Origin of the sequence: Flavobacterium sp. MDT1-60, assembly GCF_014844035.1 — a bacterium.
In the GTDB taxonomy this organism is placed as follows: domain Bacteria; phylum Bacteroidota; class Bacteroidia; order Flavobacteriales; family Flavobacteriaceae; genus Flavobacterium.
The window spans coordinates 1,106,006-1,122,303 of sequence record NZ_CP062159.1 but is presented as its reverse complement, the minus strand read 5'-3'; the positions used below and the strand labels follow the sequence as shown (position 1 = coordinate 1,122,303).

Sequence of the window (16,298 nt, the reverse complement as noted above, 5' to 3'; positions counted from 1 at the left end):
AAAATAGCAAAAATTGAGTTTTTTCATCAAATTCTCTTCTATAAATCCGATGATTTTTAATTGCGATGGTAAATATAACAATAAATCAACGGTTAAAAATTCGTGTTAACGGTAATTTAATCTGGTAACAATTTGATAATCTAGCCGGAACAAAAACATAACAAGTAGCTAACATGAACTTTACAAAGCGGTCATTTCTTTGCACAAAAATAAATTAAACACAACTGAAATGAAATTCAATTTAAAATTTCTATTATTCACATTATTTATCTGTACGATTTCGATCGCACAAAACAAAGGTACAATTTCTGGCTTATTAACTGACAAAGAAAGCAATAATCAGCCTTTACCTTTTGCAAATGTCCTTATAAAAGGAACTAACATGAGCGCTAACACTGACATTGACGGAAAATATTCGTTAACTGTAAATCCTGGAACTTATACTATTATTTTTAGCTTCGTAGGATATGAATCTGTAGAAAAACCTGTAACGGTTAAAGCAGGAGAAACTGTAACTCTAGATCAGGTTCTTTCTTCTGGAGGTTATACTCTTAAAGATGTTGTAGTAAAAAACACTACCAACAGAGAAAAAGAAACCGCTTTATTACTAGACCAAAAAAATGCTGTAGTTATCAAACAAAGCATCGGGGCACAAGAAATGTCCAGAAAAGGGGTTAGTGACGTTGAGGACGGATTAACGAAAGTAACCGGAATCACTAAAGTTGATGGTAGAGGTTTATTCATCAGAGGACTTGAAGATCGTTATAACAATTTATTGGTAAATGATTTACAAACCCCTTCAAACAGTCCTTTCAAAAAGATAATTCCACTTGATTTGTTCCCAACTGACATTGTAGGTGTTTTAAATATCTACAAAACTTTCAACCCAAATATCTCAGGTGATTTTGCTGGAGCAACTGTAAACATCGAAACTACGCAACCTAAAAACATTACTAAATTGAATGTTGGATTTGGCTATACTACAAACAATAATTTAAAAAAATTCCTTCTGTCTGATGATGCCAATACAACTGAAGGAACTTTTGGACTTTTAGGAAACAAAAGAGAGCTTCCATCTGTTTTCGGATCTGTTCCAAGTGGTGTAAAATTATCTCCGGATGAATATCATAATGCTTATGGAGACAAAAACTGGGATGTTGATCAAACCGCCAGTCCATTAAATTCAAGCATTGGTTTTTTACATTCGCAAAAATTTAATCTTGAAAAAGAAAGAAGCATAAGTTATATCATGTCTATTAACTTCGACAACAAATACATATTTAGAGAAGGTGTTGAAAGAACTTTTAACCTTGGACAGGGTAACTACGACAACAACTTATACAACACTCAGTATGCTTACCAAACAACTTTTTCTGGTTTAGCAGGTTTAAAATACAAAACAAATCGTTTGAACTTAAACTTCAACACTTTGTTTATTCAGGCTACTGAAAGCAAAATTCAAGATCAGTTAGGTTATACCAACAGTTTGGCAAACGTAACCAATAACCTTATCCGAATGAATCAATTTGAAGAATCTCAATATTGGAATACGCAATTATTTGGTGATTACAAATTGACTGAAGACGGAAAACAAACCATCAAAGCAGGTGGTTCATACGTAAAAACAGGTTTCCAACAACCAGACAGAAAATTCATTACAGGTTTAAAACTGAATGATGACGAAATCAATATGTCTTATGGCGGTAATAACCTAAACCGTCAGTATTTAGATGTAACCGGAAACTTTTACTTCTCGGCTCTTGCAGAGTACAGTATTAAATTTGGTGACAAAGAAAAGATGAATAACCTTACTGTAGGATATAATAATTTCATCAATGACATGGAGTCCAGCTACCGTTTTTTCTCTGGAAGAAGAAATATAGAGAAAAATTATACTGCCAACCTAAATACAATTAGTTCTGAAATTAATCAAGATATCGATAACGGGATTCTGTATGTACAGGAAGAATCAAACGGAGATTATAAAGTAAAATTAAATCAGTTCGTTAATGCTGGTTACTTTAATTTGTATTGGACATTTGGAGAAAAATTTGATTTAAATGTTGGAGTAAGAGCTGAAAGTTCAACCCGCGAAATTAAATACAGACAATTAGGAGATCCTTTTGGAAGCCCTTACCGAATTAAAACTGATGACAAGCTTGATTTCTTACCATCGTTAAACAGTAAGTATGCTTTAAACGAAAACAGCAATCTACGTGCTTCTTTAAGCAAAACTATCACAAGACCAGTTGCAATGGAATTACTTCCGATCAACTACATCAATGCTGATGGAACGTCTGAAAGTGGAAATTCAGATTTATTAAACAGCGACAACTACAATGTTGATTTCAAATACGAATTATTCCCTAACAGTAAGGAAGTTTTTGCTATTGGCGCATTCGGAAAAATGATTGAAAATCCAATCGAAAGAGTTTTTAAGCCAACTGCCAATAGTGGTGGCCAGATCACAACCTTCAAAAATTCTGAGCAAGCTATAATTTACGGTGCTGAACTGGAAATGAGTTTACAACTAAGCAGAATTAATGAATCACTTTCTAACTTTACTTTCGGATTCAATACTTCTGTAATGAGTACTGACGTGAAAATTGATTTAACACAACAAGGAAATGAGTTAGAGAACAGTAAACACCGTCAACTTCAGGGAGCATCAAACTGGATTATAAACAGTGATTTAAAATATGACTTCAGATTAAAAAATGATTGGAAAAACTCAATGACGCTAGTCTATAATGTTTATGGAGACAGAATTTTTGCAGTAGGTTCTTCAGGAATTGATCATATATATGAAAAATCATTTAGCAAATTAGATTTTATCTGGACAAGCACACTTTCTAAAAATATTGAATTGAAGTTTAGTGCAGAAAATCTATTGAATCCTTATTACAAAAAAGAATTAGGAAAAGACAGTACTATCGATATTACTGAAAGTTCATTAATCGTTCGTGATTATAAAAGGGGAGTCGGCTTCTCTGTTAATCTTGGATACACATTTTAATTAAACAAAAAAGAGCCTCACGGCCTACCGTCTGGACACATCTCTAAAGAGTATCCAACCTTGCATGACTGAATTGAATTTTTGCAGGCCAATCCAAAAGGTTGTGATGCCTGGTTTTCTTTCTGAAAGATAACCTTTCCATCCTCCTAATCTAGCAATAGCCCATATATATCGTTTCAAATCTGACGATTTATATGGGTTTTTTAGTTTTTCTGTTTTACCCTCTAATTGTGTGATTTGCAATTCTAAACATTCCATTTCTTGCTCTGAAAAACAGCTTCTGGGTTCAGTCTCTTCTTCGCAGCCATAGGCGATTTGCATAATAAAGAGCTTTATAATAGTCTCCAGCATCAAAAGACATAGTTTACGAACTGCTTTGCCTTGGGATAATTCGCTAGCTTCTATGTTGAAGCCCTCTTTCTTTAAAATTCTAAATACTTCTTCGATAGTCCACCTGTAGGTATACCATTGGATACAAAGTAATGCAGTTTGCAGATCTTCAACTTTCTTTGTCGTTAGTAATCTCCAAAGTATTGGGTTTTCAATGTTTTCTCCAACCTCTTTTGCCTCAATAGCGTAAAGCTTGATTTTATCAGGAAGATGTTTACCTGAATATTGATGTTTGCCTATTGTTATTTCTGAAAAGCGTACTTCTATAGTAGCTGTTCTTTTCTGGATATTTCTCCTTTTGTCTCCTTCTAGTTCAATTGTGTACATCCCTTGAAGCGGCTGAGAACTTAGATGATCGAAAAGTTTGATTTTATTACCCAACAATCGATTAAATCGGGATCTAATCAATAAATGTGTTTTACTGTCTGGGACAAGGCAAAATTGTTCAAAAATATCTCCCTCTCTGTCCTGAATAATGATTATTTCTTTTGCTTTACTTAGTCTTTTCTTAGTTTCAAGAGAAGAATCGATCCATCTGTAAGACTCTTTTTCTTCAATGGGTATACGATTGTGAGTATTGGTCTTCATTTTAGGTGGCAGTTCATGACTTCTATTCCATATTTTCACATCTGAAAAACCATATGGCATTAAAGTATCTGCATCTATGATAAAACTCGGATGAATAAAAAAGCCAAGTCCACCAACAGAAGCATTGGTCAGTCCAATTGACTCATCCTTTTTGATCCTGTTTCTGTGATTATAAAGGTTTATTTCACTACTGTCCTGAATACACAAAACAGATTTATCTTCAACGCAGCTTACACAATTAAGAGACATGTTCTTTATAATATCAGCCTCACTGACATTATCATTTTGCAAAAATCGGTAAATCGCTTTGGCTTCAGCGTCACTTTCTGCTAATTGTCTTATCGAATAAATACTATTAGCAAACAAGCGATTGAGAATAGAATTACCTCTATTCAACAATCGCTTGTCTTTTAAATTTTCAAAATATCTAGTCTGCACTTTTTCTCAAATATAATTAAAAAAAATATTTGTGTCCAGACGGTAGGCCTCACGGCTCTTTTTTGTTTTGAGCACGTAACATAAAATTTACATACAGCTAATTGTTATATAATACTTTAGTAACAATTAGCTAACTAAATTTAGAAACCTCAATAGTATTTTTGATTCAAATAAATAACACAAAAAAAATAATTTTAAAATCATTAAAAATGAAAAAATTAGTCTTAAGTCTTTCTCTATTAAGCTTGATTTTCGCAAGTTGTTCTTCTAACGACGACGATGTTGTAACACCTCCAGCTACTGGTTCTGGTGAAATCACAGGAGATATTACAGCTTCAAAAACTTTTATCAAAGGAACATATACCCTAAGTGGTACAGTAAGAATAAAAAGCGGTGTAACTTTAACATTTGACGCAGGATCTACAATTACTGCTGATGTAACTAACGGTACTGATGTATTATTAGTAGAAAAAGGTGGTATGCTAAATATTGCAGGTACTGCTGCAGAACCAGTTGTTTTTACAGAAAAATCTAAAACTGCAGGTTCATGGGGTGGAATTATCCTATTTGGTGACGCTCCAATCGTTTCAGGAAAAACTGCTGACGGAACACCTATTACTACTGCAACTTCAGAAGATGGAACAAATATCGTTTACGGTGGTACAAATGCTGCAAGTAACAGTGGTTCGTTAAAATATGTGCGTGTAGAATATGCTGGAAAAAAGATTCTTGACGGAAACTCAGAAATGAATGGTTTTTCATTTTACGCAGTAGGTTCAGGAACTGTTTTAGAAAACTTAGTTGCTTACAAAGGTGCTGATGACGGTTTTGAATTTTATGGTGGAACTGTAAGTGCTAAAAACTTGATTTCTTACGGAAATACAGATGACTCTTTTGACTGGCAAGATGGGTGGCAAGGACAAACAAACACTAACTGGTTTGCTTACCAAACAGGTTCTGGAAATTTCGGAATGGAAATCGAAGCAAAAAGTGTAAACAACTTGTTCTTCCCTAAAGTTTCTAACATTACTTTAAGAAGAGCTGCAGGAACAGCAACTGAAGCTGCAGGTTCTGTAGAATATGATGCAATCCAATTCAAAAAAGATGGAAACGGTGAATATTCAAATGTTGTAATATCAGGATTTACTACAACAGGAGCTGTTGCTGTTAGAATTCAGGAAGCTGCTACAAATACAAATCAAGTTGCTGGTGGAAAAATCAAGATGTTAAACGTAAAAGTTGCTGAAGCTGCTACTCCTTTAACAGGAACTGGTGCTGCTGGATTTACAGTAGCTTTCCCTACAGGAAACTTCACAACAAGCACAACTGCAACCGGAGCTGCTTTAACTCCTGGAGCTTGGGCAATTGTTGACGGTGTAAACTTATTAGAGAAACTATAATCTCTTCAAACATAAAATGTTAAAAACATCCTAAATATTTAGGATGTTTTTTTTTGGTGTAGTTTTTGTAATTTTTTTTGTATATTTACTGTAACCAAAATTACGCGATGGCAAAAAACTACTTTTATATTACATTCTTATTGGCATTTTTCTTTACTTTAAGTGTTTCAGCACAAGACAGTAAGCAATTACCAAAACCTCAAGAGCCTACAACTATTGAGGGACTAAGCTTGTACCCTAATCCAGTGACAAACGGAAAGGTTTATATCTCCTCTAAAAATGATTTAGAGAAAGAGGTAATCATTTTTGATGTTCTCGGAAAAAAAGTAATTCAAACCCATTTATCGTCAAAAGAATTAAATGTTTCTGATTTGGTTCCCGGTGTTTATATCATCAAAATATACGAACAAGATGCCTCCGCAACCCGAAAGCTCATTATTCGGTAAAATATAAAAAAAAGCTCCCTGTTGGAGCTTTTTTTAGTTTTCAGTCACAGTTTGCTTTGCAACTGAAAACTGCGACTGCGACTGAAAACTTTTTACAATTATACATACCTTTGTAAAAAAAAGTTTTGATTACAGCCAACGACATCTTTACCATTTCAAGTCAGAAACAATTTGAAAAAATAGCACTAAAAGTGTTTCGTTTTCAGCACGAGAATAATAAGGTATATCGTGATTTCTGCGATTTTTTAAAAGTAAATCCACAACAGGTAAAATCATTGGAACAAATTCCTTTTTTACCCATTCAGTTTTTCAAAAGTCATGATGTTGTTTCCAATTCAGATCTGCCTCAGGTTACTTTTACCAGCAGCGGAACAACCGGAATGATTACAAGTCGACATTTAGTTACCGATGTTTCTCTTTATGAAGAAAGCTACCGAAACGGATTTTCGCAGTTTTATGGTAATATCGAAGATTACGTTGTTTTAGCCCTTTTGCCGTCCTATCTTGAACGCGATGGTTCTTCGTTAATTTATATGATTGAAGATCTTATAAAACTCTCCAATCAGTCTGAGAGCGGGTTTTACTTGCATAATCACGACGACTTAATTAAAAAACTTACTACACTAGACGAATCCGGCCAAAACGTAATTTTAATTGGTGTGACTTACGCCTTATTAGATTTGATTGAAAAGCATCAATTCAATCTTCAGAATACCATTATTATGGAAACTGGGGGAATGAAAGGCAAACGTAAAGAAATGATTCGCGAAGAATTACACGAACAGCTTTGCAAAGGTTTTGGTGTTTCCTCCATTCATTCTGAATATGGCATGACAGAGCTTTTGGCACAAGCCTATTCTTTAGGTGAAGGTATATTTGAATGTCCCTCCTGGATGCATATTTTAGTCCGCGATCCCGAAGATGCGCTCATGTACGTGAAAGATGGAAAAACTGGCGGAATCAACGTTATTGATTTAGCAAATATTAATTCATGTTCTTTTATTGCCACGCAGGATTTAGGCAAAAAAAATCCCAACAACTCTTTCGAGGTATTGGGACGTTTTGATAATTCTGATATTCGTGGTTGTAATTTGATGGTTCTTTAGAAAGTTTAATCGTTCATTTGTTTAATCGGTTAAACGAAAAACAATTAAACGATTTACCGGTTAAACAGTTAAACAGTTCTAATCACAAAATAATTTTTCTTCCCACTTTGCAATAACACAAACTGATTGTTGATTAAATCATTTGCCGTTAAAACAAAATCTTCTTTTATTTTCTCTCTGTTTACAGAAATTGAATTTGCTGTCAGAGCACGTCTCGCTTCTCCGTTTGATTTAAAGAAACCTGTTTTTTCATTTAAAACAGAAACAATATCTAATCCGTTTTCAAGATCTGCATTTGCAATTTCTGCTTGCGGAACTCCATCAAAAACTTCCAAAAAAGTAGCTTCATCCAATTGTTTCAAATCTTCCGAAGTTGAATTTCCAAATAAAATATTTGAAGCCTGAATCGCTTTCTCTAATTCTTCTTTACTGTGAACAAAAATCGTAATTTCTTCAGCCAGCTTCTTTTGCAAAACTCTTAAATGCGGAGCCGTTTTGTGCTCTTCGATTAAAGCGTCAATTGTATCTTTATCTAAGAAAGTAAAGATTTTGATGTATTTTTCAGCATCAACATCTGTAGCATTTACCCAAAATTGGTAAAATTTATAAACGGACGTTTTATCAGCATCCAGCCAAACATTTCCTCCTTCAGATTTTCCGAATTTAGATCCGTCTGCTTTTGTAATTAATGGTGTCGTTAAAGCAAATGCTTTTGCACTTTCTCCACCCATTCTGCGCACTAATTCTGTACCGGTGGTTATATTTCCCCATTGGTCAGAACCTCCCATTTGCAAAAGGCAGCCATTGTTTTTATATAAATGATAAAAATCGTAACCCTGAATTAATTGGTAGGTAAATTCAGTAAAAGACATTCCTTCCCCTTCACCGCTCAATCTCTTTTTAACAGAATCTTTTGCCATCATATAATTTACCGTGATACGTTTTCCAACTTCACGGGCAAAATCAATAAAGGAGAATTCTTTCATCCAGTCATAGTTATTCACCATAACCGGCGCATTTTTATCAGAAGAATTAAAATCTAAGAAACGAGACAAAACACTTTTGATTCCGGCAACGTTTTTAGCTAAAGTTTCTTCGTTCAGCAAATTTCTTTCATCAGATTTTCCAGATGGATCACCAATCATTCCGGTTGCACCACCAACCAAAGCAATAGGCTGATGACCAAAATTCTTTAAATGAACCAATAAAATAATCTGAACCATACTACCAATATGTAGTGAATCTGCCGTTGGATCAAAACCAATATATGCTGTAGTTACTTCTTTCAGCAATTGTTCTTCCGTTCCTGGCATGCTATCATGATATAACCCGCGCCACTTTAATTCTTCAACTAGATTCTTCATTTTTTAAAATAATTTGTGCAAATGTAATCAATGTCAATATCAAAATCAAAAAGCAATACGAAATCAAATACAATAAAGGCAAAGAAAACTTAAAGCTTTAAAACTTTTAATCAAAAAAAAAAAACTAAAAATGTGGAAACCCGTAAAAAAACACAATCTAATTTCTATACTTTCGGCAACCAAAACCATTTCTATGAAAAAACTTTTACTACTAACATTATTCCTTTACTTCTCGGCAGTTAATGCTCAAATTTCTTTCGAGAAAGGATACTTTATTTCAAACAATGGAACAAAAACAGAATGTTTCATTAAAAATATTGACTGGTACAACAATCCTGTCGACTTCAAATATAAACTCTCAGTCGACGACACTGATATTAAAACAGAAACTATTGCAACTGCAAAAGAATTTGGCGTTGAAAATGGCGCATCGTTTAAAAGAGCAACTGTAAAAATTGACATGTCAGACAATCGATTAGAAAACATTTCAACAACAAAAAACCCAGTATGGAAAGAGGATACGCTCTTTTTAAAAATAGTAACACAAGGACAAGCAACATTGTATTATTATGTTAATAAAGATATGGTAAGATTCTTTTATGAAACAGCCAATGTTCCAACAGAACAGCTTGTTTTTAAAGAATACCTTTTAATTGATGATCAAACTAACGCCAAAACAACAGAGGAAAATAATTATTTCAAGCAACAGTTATTCAATAACGTAAAGAACGAAAATACCAGCGAGAACGAAATCAAAAGGCTGACATACAAAACAGAACCATTAGTTAAATATTTTTTAAAGTATAACGACGCTGATGCAGCCACGATTGAAAAAACTATAAACACTAAAAACAAAGGTATCTTTTACTTAAAAGTATCTGCGGGCGCAAGTTTCACCTCTCTAACTGTAGACGGCGCAGAAAGTTCTGGATACCAAAATGCTAAATACGACAATAAAGTTCAGCCAACATTCGGCCTTGAAGCAGAATATATTTTTCCTTTCAACAAAAATAAATGGAGCGCATTCATGGGATTATTTTATCAAAAATATGAAGACAGTCAAGATTACGGTGTACTATACAGCGTGACTAACAGTCAACATGTCGAACATCCATCTACCGTAAAATATTCAGGTTTTAGTCTTCCTGTAGGCGTGCGCCATTATTTCTTTTTGAATCAAAATTCAAAAATATTTATAAACGGTGCCTATGTAGTTACTCTGGGCGGAAAATTCACTTATGAATCTAAATATGTAAATTTAGATGGAAAAACTCAAGGTAATTTTGCTTGTGGCATTGGTTACAATTTTAAAAACAAAATTAGTACCGAAATTAGATACAATGCAGGCAAAAACTTATTAAACAACTATATGCCTTTCTCTACTAATTTCAGCAGCGTAGATTTATTAGTATCTTACACTGTTTTCTAAACATTTTATTATATCGAAAAAGCTGTCAGAAAATTTAAAAACATAATTCTGACGGCTTTTTTCATATATGTTTGGGTTTCAAATATAATCAAAAAACCTTTGCAACTTTGGGCCTCAGTACCTTTGCACCTTCCAACCAAAAAGTTATCTTTACAAAATGGTACTAGTAACTGGAGGAACAGGTTTAGTTGGCGCACATTTATTGCTTAATTTAATTGAAAATGGAGAGAACGTCCGGGCAATTTACCGCAACCAAAATAACATTCAGAAAACAAAATCGGTTTTTGAACTTTATGGGAAAATTGATTTATTTAAAAAAATTAATTGGCTTGAAGCCGATATTTTAGACGTTCCTTCACTTGAAATTGCTTTTATTGATATTAAATACGTTTACCATTGTGCTGCTTTAATTTCATTCGATCCAAAAGACGAAGATTCACTCAGAAAAACAAATATCGAAGGAACTGCCAATATGGTTAATTTTTCTTTGGCCAAAGGAATAAAGAAATTATGTTTTGTAAGTTCTATTGCCGCTTTGGGAGATTTAGCACCACACGAAACCTACATAACCGAAGAAACCGACTGGAATCCCGAAAAACCACATAGTGACTACGCTATTTCTAAATATGGTGCCGAAATGGAAGTTTGGCGTGCTGTTCAGGAAGGCTTAGATATTATTATTATAAATCCTGGCGTGATTTTAGGACCAATTGCAACAACAAAAATTTTTCAGGAAGGCAGCAATGAACTGTATCGAAAAGTGGCTAACGGGCTTCCGTTTTACACATTGGGAAACACTGGCTTTATTACCGTAAATGACGTAGTGAAAATTGCTTTTGAATTAATGAAAAGTGATATCAAAAATGAACGCTTTACTTTAATTTCAGACAATATTGTTTTCAGAGATATTCTAAATACAATTGCTGAGACTTTAAAAGTAAAAAGACCAACTATTCACGCAGCGCCAATATTTATGAATTTTCTTTGGATAGCTGACGGAATATTTTCAACCCTGTTCTTTCAGAAAAGACGCATGACCAAAGCAACCGCAAAAGCTTCTTATTCTAAAAATCTCTATTCAAATGAAAAGATAAAAACCGCTCTGGGAACGGTTTTTCTAGATGTTCATCAATATATAAAAGACACTTCTAAATTGTAAAAAACTATCTTAATTGTCTTGTTCTTCTGATTGAATCAATATTTATAGGTTTTGAAGGCTTTTTTATGGAATCTTTTGGATTCACTTTTGCCTTATTCTTTTTAGCAGCAGCTTTTGCAACTTTTGCAGCCTTCTTCTCTTCAATTTTAACAATCGAATCGACGGCCCGTTGCTTCACAGCTAATCGCTTTCCAATTTCATCATACATTTCCTTGTACGTATTGTAATCGGCTGCGTAATAAATATTGCTTTGAGCAAACTGAAGGCTGTCTACTTTGTATTTTTTAAGAACAAAATTCTTTGGATCAGAATTAACAGAATCCAAAGACAATGGATTTTGATATTTGATTGCCTCCAAAAGAGACAAATCATACATAATATCAATCATTTTTTCTTTCTCAATAAGTCGTTTTGGCTCTTTGACCAATTCTTTTTTACAACTTACAGAAAGAAACAAAACCAATATTATAAATACAAAATTCTTCATTTACCCTTTTTATCTGTCAAACAATAATCTCTTTCCGGCACGAATATCTTTTACTTTAAAATTATTGTAAACCATTTCACCATTTACAAAAGTATGTGTGATCCTGGATTTAAAAGTAAAATTTTCAAACGGCGACCAGCCGCATTTATATAAAATATTCTCCGGTTTAACACTCCATGGCAAACTTGGATTTACAATTACCAAATCGGCAAAATAACCTTCTTTTATAAAACCTCTTTTTTCGATTTTGAAAATTTTAGCCGGATTGTGGCACATTTTCTCCACGATTTTTTCTACAGTAATTTTCCCCTGATGATGTGCTTCAAACATTGCTACAACAGCATGCTGAACCAACGGACCTCCAGAAGGCGCTTTTAAATACGACTGCATTTTTTCTTCTTTAGTATGTGGCGCGTGGTCTGTTGCAATAACATCAATACGACCATCATTTAAAGCTTTCCAAAGCTCAGCCCTGTCTTCAGCGGTTTTAATAGCAGGATTCCATTTAATAAAATTCCCTTTTGTTTTGTAATCTTCATCGGTAAACCAAAGATGATGTACACAAACCTCAGCGGTAATTTTTTTATCTTCTAACGGAATTTTATTCGTAAACAATTCCATTTCCTTCGCTGTCGAAAGATGAAATATATGCAAACGCGCTCCCGTTTTTTTTGCTAAAGCAACTGCTTTTGAAGATGAAATATAACAAGCTTCGGCACTACGAATTAAATGATGCGCCGTTACCGGAATATCATCACCGTATTCTTCTTTAAAAGCTGCAAGATTATTTTGAATTGTCGTTTCATCTTCACAATGAACTGCAATTAACATTGGTGTACTTGAGAAGATTTTCTCTAAAGTTTCTTCTTTATCAACCAACATATTTCCGGTAGAAGAACCTAAAAAAATCTTAATTCCGGCAACATTCTTTGGATTCGTTTTTAGAACTTCTTCCAGATTATCATTGGTTGCACCCATCATAAACGAATAATTCGCAAATGATTTTTCGGCAGCAATCACGTATTTATCTTCAAGTATTTCCTGAGTAACCGCATTCGGAACCGTATTTGGCTGTTCGATGAAAGAAGTAATCCCACCCGCAACTGCCGCTCTCGATTCTGATTCTATATCTCCTTTGTGTGTTAATCCCGGTTCTCTAAAGTGAACCTGATCATCAATTGCTCCCGGCATTAAATAACTTCCTTCGGCATCTATTACTTTGCAATCAGATGTTTTTAAGCTGATGCTGTCTGAAATTTCAACGATTAAGTCGTTTTCGATCAAAACATCACCTTCAAAAATTGATCCTTCGTTTACAATTTTAGCATTCTTAATTAAAATCCTGTTCATCGCCCTGGCTTTATAATGTATTGAATAATTTTTTTAATCGAAGAGAAATTACTCCTAGTATAGCTTCTTTGATAATGGCATTGCTCATTTTTGAAACTCCTTTAGTCCGATCCGTAAAAATAATCGGAACTTCTGTTATTTCAAATTTACCACAATATGTTCGATATTTCATTTCGATTTGAAAAGCATATCCAACAAACTTAATTTTGTTCAGATTTATCTTCTCTAAAACTTCTCTTTTATAACAAACAAAACCTGCAGTTGCATCATGAATTTTCATTCCGGTAATAAATTTCACATAAACCGAAGCAAAATAAGACATCAAGACACGGCTTAAAGGCCAGTTTACCACATTTACACCCGTTACATAACGAGATCCAACAGCTAATGATGCGCCTCCAAAGTGACAGGCGTCATATAATTTTTCAAGATCGTTGGGATTATGGGAAAAATCAGCATCCATTTCAAAAATGAAATCATAATTACGTTCTAAAGCCCATCTGAAACCGTGAACATAAGCAGTTCCTAAACCTGATTTTTTGGCTCTATTTTCTAAAAACAACCTGTCTGGAAATTCTTCCTGTAATGCAATTACTTTATTTGCAGTAAAATCTGGCGAATTATCATCAACAATTAAGAGATGAAAAGGTTTATGTTGTGAAAGAACAGCTCTAACTATACTTTCAATATTTTCGATTTCGTTGTAAGTGGGAATTATGACAATACAATCATTCATTTTTCTGGGTAATTTCACCGCAAAAGTAAACTTTTTATGGCATTTGATTCATAATAAATTTATAATAAAAGTATTGAAACAAAAAATTACTAATTTTGTGTCGTTATGATTGAACAACTTACTCCCAGAATCCTCGAAAACAAAGATTGGGCAACACTTTTATTTGTGGTGACCTTTGCCGTTGTTGCAATGACAAAATCAGCTTATGAAACTAGATTCAGCGAATTTAGTAAGCTTATTTTTTCTGATAAATACGCAAAAATTTATCGTGATAATAACCATTTGAAAAGCAGTTTTACTATTGGCTTGTTTTTCGTTCAGGTTATTTCGTTTGCTTTTTTCATTCTGCTCACGTTGAATATTTTTGACGATAGTATTAAAAAAACCGACTGGATTTTATTTATTCAGATCGCCACCTTTTTACTCTATTTTATCCTTGCAAAATATTTAATTGAGAAAATTGTAGCTACTTCCTTCAATATTGACGATTTTGCAGACCTTTTTAACTTACAAAAAGTAACTTACAGAACCTATATTGGCGTTTTAATTCTGCCTATCAATGCCGTTTTGTTCTATTATGACAATATTCCGCAAATCATTCCTCTAGTAATCATAGGCGTTTCGCTGTGTCTAAGCCTCTACTCTTATTTTATTTCGATTAAAACATATCAAAATGTAATATTCAGCAAGTTATTTTATTTTATTTTATATCTTTGCGCACTTGAAATAGCGCCTTATTATTTTCTCTATTATTGGATTACAAAAGGGAGTGCTTAGAAAATGTTTATAATATGAAAGTGAAAACAATTTTGGTGTCACAGCCTGAACCTAAAGTGGAGAATTCTCCTTACTTTGAGCTCCAACAAAAACACAAAATAAAAATTGATTTCAGACCATTTATTCATGTGGAAGGGGTTAGCGCAAAAGAGATTCGATTACAAAAAATCGATCTTAATCATTACACTGCGATCATTTTAACAAGTCGAAATGCTGTAGATCATTTTTTTAGAGTGGCTGATGAAATGCGTTACAAAGTCCCAGAAGGATTGAAGTATTTTTGTCAATCTGAAGCTGTTGCGTTTTACCTGCAAAAATATGTAGTGTACAGAAAGCGTAAAATTTATGTGGGAGCAAAAGATTTTGCAGACTTATCCCCTCTTATTAAAAAATACAAGGATGAAAAATTCTTGTTACCAGCTTCTGATCAATTAAATGCAGATGCACCTATTACATTAAACAACTTAAAAGTAGATTGGACTCAGGCTATTTTTTACAAAACTGTAATGAGTGACTTATCTGATTTGGCTGATGTTTATTATGACGTTTTAGCATTTTTTAGTCCAACCGGAATTAAATCTTTATTTAAAAACTTCCCGGACTTTAAACAAAACGAGACCAGAATTGCTGTTTTTGGAAGCACAACTCAAAAAGAAGCTTTAGATTATGGCTTAAGAATTGACATTCTTGCTCCAACACCTGAAACACCTTCTATGACAATGGCTTTAGAAAAATACATTAGTGAAGCAAACAAAGGAAAATAAATTCTTTTTAAATTACAATATTGAAAATTCCAAATTCCAACTTTCTGTTGAGATTTGGAATTTTTCTTTTTTAGATAAAACTTTAACAACACCCTCAAACCTTGATATTGTCGTCGGTATCCGTAGTTGAAGCAAAATTTTTTATCACAAATTTTTATCGCAATCCGTCTGCCACGGTTGAAACCGCGGGCTATCCAATATGATTGATTTCTGATATTAACCTCACAAGATCAAAGTTAGTATGTTTGGAGTTTCAAACATTGGAATTTTCTTTTTTACAGCATTTTGAGTACATTTGATTTCTAACTAAAACCCAAACAACTAAATTAGTTTCAAATTACAATTCATGAAAATCAACTCCCTTATAATTGAAATTGACGGTATCGACAAAGAAATTCTTCGTTACTTAATGGATGATGCCCGAAAACCTATTTTACAAATTGCTAATAAAATAGGCATTTCCGGAGCGGCAATTCATCAGCGTTTGAAAAAACTGGAACAATCGGGTGTAATTTCTGGATCAAAATTTACTGTAAACCCAAAAGTTTTAGGTTATAACACTATGGCATTTATCGGAATTTATTTGGACAAAGCTTCCAGAAATTCTGAAGCTGTAAAAGACTTAAAAAAAATTCCAGAAGTTTTAGAATGTCATTATACTACCGGAAACTGGTCGGTTTTGATTAAAATTATTTGCCGTGATAATGAGCATTTAATGCAGCTTTTGAACACCAAAATTCAGGCTATTGAAGGGGTTTCAAGAACGGAAACTTTTATTTCATTGGATCAGCAAATTGACAGGCAGATTCAGCTTTAATGAGATAATGTGTCAATTAGATAATTAAAAC

General features: G+C 33.5%; 14 protein-coding genes. 9 read left to right on the top strand and 5 right to left on the bottom strand.

Features of this window, described 5'->3' with window-relative positions; translation table 11 throughout:
• The first annotated feature begins 229 nt into the window (after nucleotides 1–229).
• Nucleotides 230–3,016 carry a TonB-dependent receptor gene (locus IHE43_RS04670; RefSeq protein WP_192186909.1) on the top strand — a complete coding sequence of 929 codons (2,787 nt, stop codon included), beginning with the start codon at nucleotides 230–232 and terminating at the stop codon, nucleotides 3,014–3,016.
• A 24-nt stretch (nucleotides 3,017–3,040) separates the two neighbouring features.
• Here the strand turns inward: IHE43_RS04670 and IHE43_RS04665 are convergent, their stop codons facing one another.
• On the bottom strand, nucleotides 3,041–4,432 hold the full coding sequence (locus tag IHE43_RS04665) for an IS4 family transposase (RefSeq protein WP_225585084.1): 1,392 nt from the start codon (nucleotides 4,430–4,432) through the stop codon (nucleotides 3,041–3,043).
• Nucleotides 4,433–4,641: 209 nt separating this feature from the next.
• Between IHE43_RS04665 and IHE43_RS04660 the strand changes: the two genes are divergently transcribed.
• The 3 genes from IHE43_RS04660 (at nucleotide 4,642) to IHE43_RS04650 (ending at nucleotide 7,384) form a co-directional block, all read left to right on the top strand.
• A complete protein-coding gene (locus tag IHE43_RS04660; RefSeq protein ID WP_192186908.1) occupies nucleotides 4,642–5,832 on the top strand; it encodes a hypothetical protein in 1,191 nt (396 codons plus the stop codon).
• A gap of 107 nt (nucleotides 5,833–5,939) precedes the next feature.
• On the top strand, nucleotides 5,940–6,278 hold the full coding sequence (locus IHE43_RS04655; protein ID WP_192186907.1) for a T9SS type A sorting domain-containing protein: 339 nt from the start codon (nucleotides 5,940–5,942) through the stop codon (nucleotides 6,276–6,278).
• Nucleotides 6,279–6,403: 125 nt separating this feature from the next.
• On the top strand, nucleotides 6,404–7,384 hold the full coding sequence (locus IHE43_RS04650) for an acyl transferase (RefSeq protein ID WP_192186906.1): 981 nt from the start codon (nucleotides 6,404–6,406) through the stop codon (nucleotides 7,382–7,384).
• A gap of 68 nt (nucleotides 7,385–7,452) precedes the next feature.
• Here the strand turns inward: IHE43_RS04650 and tyrS are convergent, their stop codons facing one another.
• Entirely contained in the window at nucleotides 7,453–8,748 is a 1,296-nt protein-coding gene (tyrS, locus tag IHE43_RS04645) for a tyrosine--tRNA ligase (RefSeq protein WP_192186905.1), read from the bottom strand.
• A 193-nt stretch (nucleotides 8,749–8,941) separates the two neighbouring features.
• Between tyrS and IHE43_RS04640 the strand changes: the two genes are divergently transcribed.
• The gene (locus IHE43_RS04640; protein WP_192186904.1) at nucleotides 8,942–10,177 is read left to right on the top strand and encodes a hypothetical protein; all 1,236 of its coding nucleotides are present in this window, start codon (nucleotides 8,942–8,944) and stop codon (nucleotides 10,175–10,177) included.
• Between the two features lie 157 nt (nucleotides 10,178–10,334).
• Nucleotides 10,335–11,336 (top strand): NAD-dependent epimerase/dehydratase family protein, encoded by a 1,002-nt coding sequence (locus tag IHE43_RS04635; RefSeq protein WP_192186903.1) that lies wholly within the window; start codon nucleotides 10,335–10,337, stop codon nucleotides 11,334–11,336.
• A 4-nt stretch (nucleotides 11,337–11,340) separates the two neighbouring features.
• On the opposite strand, the gene IHE43_RS04630 is transcribed toward IHE43_RS04635, so the two are convergent.
• The 3 genes from IHE43_RS04630 to IHE43_RS04620 are packed head-to-tail and all read right to left on the bottom strand — an operon-like array spanning nucleotide 11,341 to nucleotide 13,909.
• Nucleotides 11,341–11,823 (bottom strand): DUF4296 domain-containing protein, encoded by a 483-nt coding sequence (locus IHE43_RS04630; protein WP_192186902.1) that lies wholly within the window; start codon nucleotides 11,821–11,823, stop codon nucleotides 11,341–11,343.
• A gap of 9 nt (nucleotides 11,824–11,832) precedes the next feature.
• Complete coding sequence (locus IHE43_RS04625) at nucleotides 11,833–13,173, bottom strand: dihydroorotase (RefSeq protein WP_192186901.1); 1,341 nt, start codon at nucleotides 13,171–13,173, stop codon at nucleotides 11,833–11,835.
• Nucleotides 13,174–13,183: 10 nt separating this feature from the next.
• A complete protein-coding gene (locus IHE43_RS04620; protein WP_192186900.1) occupies nucleotides 13,184–13,909 on the bottom strand; it encodes a polyprenol monophosphomannose synthase in 726 nt (241 codons plus the stop codon).
• A 105-nt stretch (nucleotides 13,910–14,014) separates the two neighbouring features.
• Between IHE43_RS04620 and IHE43_RS04615 the strand changes: the two genes are divergently transcribed.
• The 3 genes from IHE43_RS04615 (at nucleotide 14,015) to IHE43_RS04605 (ending at nucleotide 16,267) form a co-directional block, all read left to right on the top strand.
• Nucleotides 14,015–14,686 (top strand): DUF4271 domain-containing protein, encoded by a 672-nt coding sequence (locus IHE43_RS04615; protein ID WP_056187234.1) that lies wholly within the window; start codon nucleotides 14,015–14,017, stop codon nucleotides 14,684–14,686.
• A 14-nt stretch (nucleotides 14,687–14,700) separates the two neighbouring features.
• A complete protein-coding gene (locus IHE43_RS04610; RefSeq protein WP_192186899.1) occupies nucleotides 14,701–15,450 on the top strand; it encodes a uroporphyrinogen-III synthase in 750 nt (249 codons plus the stop codon).
• Between the two features lie 346 nt (nucleotides 15,451–15,796).
• A complete protein-coding gene (locus IHE43_RS04605; protein ID WP_192186898.1) occupies nucleotides 15,797–16,267 on the top strand; it encodes an Lrp/AsnC family transcriptional regulator in 471 nt (156 codons plus the stop codon).
• Nucleotides 16,268–16,298: the final 31 nt, after the last annotated feature.

Excerpts from the sequence above, each read along its gene's own strand:
- IHE43_RS04670 (WP_192186909.1), top strand. The coding sequence starts at position 230 with ATGAAATTCAATTTAAAATTTCTATTATTCACATTATTTATCTGTACG.
- IHE43_RS04660 (WP_192186908.1), top strand. The coding sequence starts at position 4,642 with ATGAAAAAATTAGTCTTAAGTCTTTCTCTATTAAGCTTGATTTTCGCA.
- IHE43_RS04655 (WP_192186907.1), top strand. The coding sequence starts at position 5,940 with ATGGCAAAAAACTACTTTTATATTACATTCTTATTGGCATTTTTCTTT.
- tyrS (WP_192186905.1), bottom strand. The coding sequence starts at position 8,748 with ATGAAGAATCTAGTTGAAGAATTAAAGTGGCGCGGGTTATATCATGAT.
- IHE43_RS04640 (WP_192186904.1), top strand. The coding sequence starts at position 8,942 with ATGAAAAAACTTTTACTACTAACATTATTCCTTTACTTCTCGGCAGTT.
- IHE43_RS04635 (WP_192186903.1), top strand. The coding sequence starts at position 10,335 with ATGGTACTAGTAACTGGAGGAACAGGTTTAGTTGGCGCACATTTATTG.
- IHE43_RS04630 (WP_192186902.1), bottom strand. The coding sequence starts at position 11,823 with ATGAAGAATTTTGTATTTATAATATTGGTTTTGTTTCTTTCTGTAAGT.
- IHE43_RS04625 (WP_192186901.1), bottom strand. The coding sequence starts at position 13,173 with ATGAACAGGATTTTAATTAAGAATGCTAAAATTGTAAACGAAGGATCA.
- IHE43_RS04620 (WP_192186900.1), bottom strand. The coding sequence starts at position 13,909 with ATGAATGATTGTATTGTCATAATTCCCACTTACAACGAAATCGAAAAT.
- IHE43_RS04615 (WP_056187234.1), top strand. The coding sequence starts at position 14,015 with ATGATTGAACAACTTACTCCCAGAATCCTCGAAAACAAAGATTGGGCA.
- IHE43_RS04610 (WP_192186899.1), top strand. The coding sequence starts at position 14,701 with ATGAAAGTGAAAACAATTTTGGTGTCACAGCCTGAACCTAAAGTGGAG.
- IHE43_RS04605 (WP_192186898.1), top strand. The coding sequence starts at position 15,797 with ATGAAAATCAACTCCCTTATAATTGAAATTGACGGTATCGACAAAGAA.